3 protein-coding genes and 1 pseudogene are annotated in these 3410 nt (G+C 30.3%); all 4 read left to right on the top strand.

The window, feature by feature from the left end; genetic code table 11:
* Window positions 1-885, top strand: an 885-nt coding sequence (locus FC46_RS09620; protein WP_169787535.1) for a sensor histidine kinase, incomplete at its 5' end; no start/stop codon positions are given.
* Window positions 886-891: 6 nt separating this feature from the next.
* Window positions 892-2295, top strand: a complete 1404-nt coding sequence (locus FC46_RS09615; protein ID WP_057800184.1) for a response regulator transcription factor — start codon at window positions 892-894, stop codon at window positions 2293-2295.
* A 16-nt stretch (window positions 2296-2311) separates the two neighbouring features.
* Window positions 2312-3151 (top strand): helix-turn-helix domain-containing protein, encoded by an 840-nt coding sequence (locus FC46_RS09610; protein ID WP_057800182.1) that lies wholly within the window; start codon window positions 2312-2314, stop codon window positions 3149-3151.
* A 121-nt stretch (window positions 3152-3272) separates the two neighbouring features.
* Window positions 3273-3410 (top strand): annotated as a pseudogene (locus FC46_RS10085) (sugar ABC transporter ATP-binding protein); the annotation flags it as partial.

The raw sequence follows: 3410 nt of genomic DNA, 5'->3' as shown, positions 1-3410 counted from the left end.
ATACATATCATTGCCAAGCTGCTTTTTCAATATACTTCAGTTTTTGACGCTTACATTTTATTTAGAATTACTTTTAATAGATATCGAAAGCAGCTTGCCAATATCGTTACTACTACTGAAAAAATAGGTGAATTCAATTTTGATGAGCGTATTAAGATTGATGAAAAAGAAGGCTACGAAGATTTAAATATTTTGTCTCATAGTATTAATCATATGTTAGATGATATTAATAATTATATTGATACTATTTATAAAATGAAAATCGCGCAACAAGAAGCACATATGAAAGCATTACAAGCACAGATTAGTCCTCACTTTATGGCAAATACGCTTGAATATATTCGGATGTCTGCCTTGGATATTGGAGCAAAAGATTTGGCTAAAGTGGTTTATAGCTTCTCTTCACTTTTAAGAAGTAATGTTGATAATCGTGTGCAGTCGACCGTTAAAGAGGAGTCAAAATTAATCAGAAATTATATCTATCTGTATCAGGTTAGATTTCCGGATAGATTAGCTTTTCAAATTGATATTTTGCCAGATTTAATGGATATCAAGATCCCTAAATTCACTTTGCAACCAATTATTGAGAATTATTTTGCTCATGGTGTAGATTTCGCAAAGCGTAATAATGCAATTGAAGTTAAAGGAAGAATTATCGAAAATAGGGTTGTCATAAAGGTCATTGATAATGGCAAAAACATGAAAATTAATGAACTAAGCAAATTAAATCTCAAATTACAAGAACCTATTTCTGATGGCCATTCAATTGGATTGCAAAACGTTTATGCAAGGATGAATAACTATACCAATAATTTCAAAATGAATATTACAAATAACCGATATGGTGGTATCACTGTAAGCTTATCATTTGATTATGAGAGGTAAATTGAAATGAACACAATGATGCTTGTAGACGATGAATATATGATTTTGAGAGGAATTCCTAAGCTTATTGATTGGTCAGAATTAAATGTTGAAATTGTTAAAGCTGAAAAAAGCCCACTAGCTGCTTTAAAATATTTAAAGGAGCATCATATAGATATTTTATTGTCAGATATGAATATGGCTGAGCTTCCAGGAACGCAATTTTTACCCAAAGTAAAAGAACTTCAACCAGATATTCAAATAATTGTTTTATCAGGTTATGAAGATTTTTCTTATGCAAAAGCTAGCTTAGAACAAGGCGTGATTGATTATCTAAATAAACCCATTGATCCAGATGAATTAGAAGATGCAATTGAAAAAGCTCAATCTAAATTGAAACGAACTCAACATGATATTAAAGTTGCTAAACGTTTAGCTCTAGATGACGTATTAAGCGGTAGAGTTAAATTGAGTGAAATTGACGAATCTCAGAGCTATTTATATCTTGTCGGAATTTGGCAAGTTGATGAAAAGATTAGAACTATTATAGCTGAAAGTCAAAATGTCTTGGGATATCAAGATGATGGCAAGTTCATGTATATACTTCTCAAAGGAAATAGAGCAGAGTTAACTAATTTAAGTAAGTCGATTTTACCGTTAATAAAGAATGAAGTTTATACGCAATTGTCCACTGATGAAGATCTTAATGAAAAATTTCAAAATCTAAAGAAACGATTGAATGAAGTGAATTTTTATCAAATACAAAAGAAAAAACTCACTTTAAATAAAAATTGTAAAGTTACTCTGCAAGTGTCTGAATTAGTATCTAAGATTAATTTTTCCAATTTTTCTGCAGTTACATTTGATAAATATTTGCGTGAAACATTTGATGAATTAGGAAGAAATGGATATTCTGTAGCCGATGGAAAATATTTTGCTCGTTTAATTTTGATGAAATTATATGGTAAAAAACAAAAGATTGATTTAGACTTTTCAGAAATTCTTGCTCGAGTTGAAAATTCGACTACAGTAGACGAATTAATCAAAATTATCATGGATTTCTTTAGAAAATATCACATTCAAGTTAAGAATTATCCTGATTTAGTTAACGAAACTTTACTTTATCTTGATCAGAATTACATGGAAGACTTAACTCTAAAAAAAGTAGCAGATGTTTTACATGTGAATTCAGTATATTTAGGCTCAATTTTTAAAAAGAATTTGAATCAAAGTTTTGCTAAATATCTTAATAATTATCGAATTGCAAAAGCGATTGCTTTAATTACGACGACTAATCAAGATATTAATGAAATTTCAAATAAAGTTGGGTATAACAATTCAAACTATTTCTTCAGAGTTTTCAAAGATCAGACTAGTATGTCACCAACTGAATATCGGAGAATGGTAAAGAAGCAAAATAATATCTTGTAATGAACGAGGAATACAAATGGATTTAGAACATGTAAAAGAACTTTTTCCAACTGCACGAATAAATGAAAAGCTTTCTGAGGGCATTCCAAATGTGAAATTTAATGTTGCAGGTAAAATTGTAAGGATTCCAATAGCTAGCTTGAATGACAGAGAACAATGTTTACTTAATTTGTTGACGCGTCAAAATGATTCTGAGATTAAATATGATAGTCCTTGGGAAAAGTATTTATTTGATAATGGTGTAAAGCCAAATAGTGCTGATAAACTACGTTTTTTGTACATAACCGTCAATAAGCTTGATAAAGAGCAAAAAAGTGAGTGGCAACACTTGATTTTGACATTTTTTAAAAATGAAACTGTTGCATTTTGGCTAGACGATAAGCACTTGGTTATTATTGATGAAGAATGTACGTTGACAGTAGATGAATTCAAAGGGATGTTAGATGCAGTTGATAATGATTTTGACGCAAAAACAAAACTATTGGTTGGTTTAGTGTGGCGGCGCGAAGATGATTTGCGATCTTTAGTTAAGGAAGAGATGCAAATTGATAAGTTTTCACAAAATAAGCAAATGGTTGTTACTGTGCCTGATCTAGCCTTACGATTTTATTTACATTCTTCTAAGAAAGAAAGTGTAATCTTACAGAATTGTCGACAGATGTTTGAACAAATTGACTATGCGGGAAGCTTAATTCACGCTTTGTATTTAGTTGGTGGAAATGTTTCACAAGCTTCTAAAGCGATGTTTGTCCACCGTAATACGTTAGAATATCGAATTGATAAGCTGAAAAAGGAATTCGCACTCAATTTACGAAACATGAATGATCTAACATTTTGCTACTTGGCTTTTGTTTAAAATGTACAAAAATTCTTGCTAATTTTTGGTTATTTTTCAATTGAAGCGCTTTCATTTAAAAAGTAAGATATAAGCATAAAGATGATAAAGAAAAATTAATACAGTTAGCGAGGTAAGAATAATGGTTCAAGTAGATTTAAACCATATCTATAAGAAATACGAAGGCAATGATTACTACTCAGTAAATGACTTTGATTTACATATTAAAGATAAGGAATTTATCGTCTTCGTAGGACCATCAGGTTGTGGTAAGTCAACT

It is taken from the genome of Lactobacillus kalixensis DSM 16043, assembly GCF_001434335.1.
GTDB lineage: Bacteria > Bacillota > Bacilli > Lactobacillales > Lactobacillaceae > Lactobacillus > Lactobacillus kalixensis.
The sequence above is the reverse complement of the archived record's forward strand: the minus strand, read 5'-3'. Positions and strand labels throughout refer to the sequence as shown.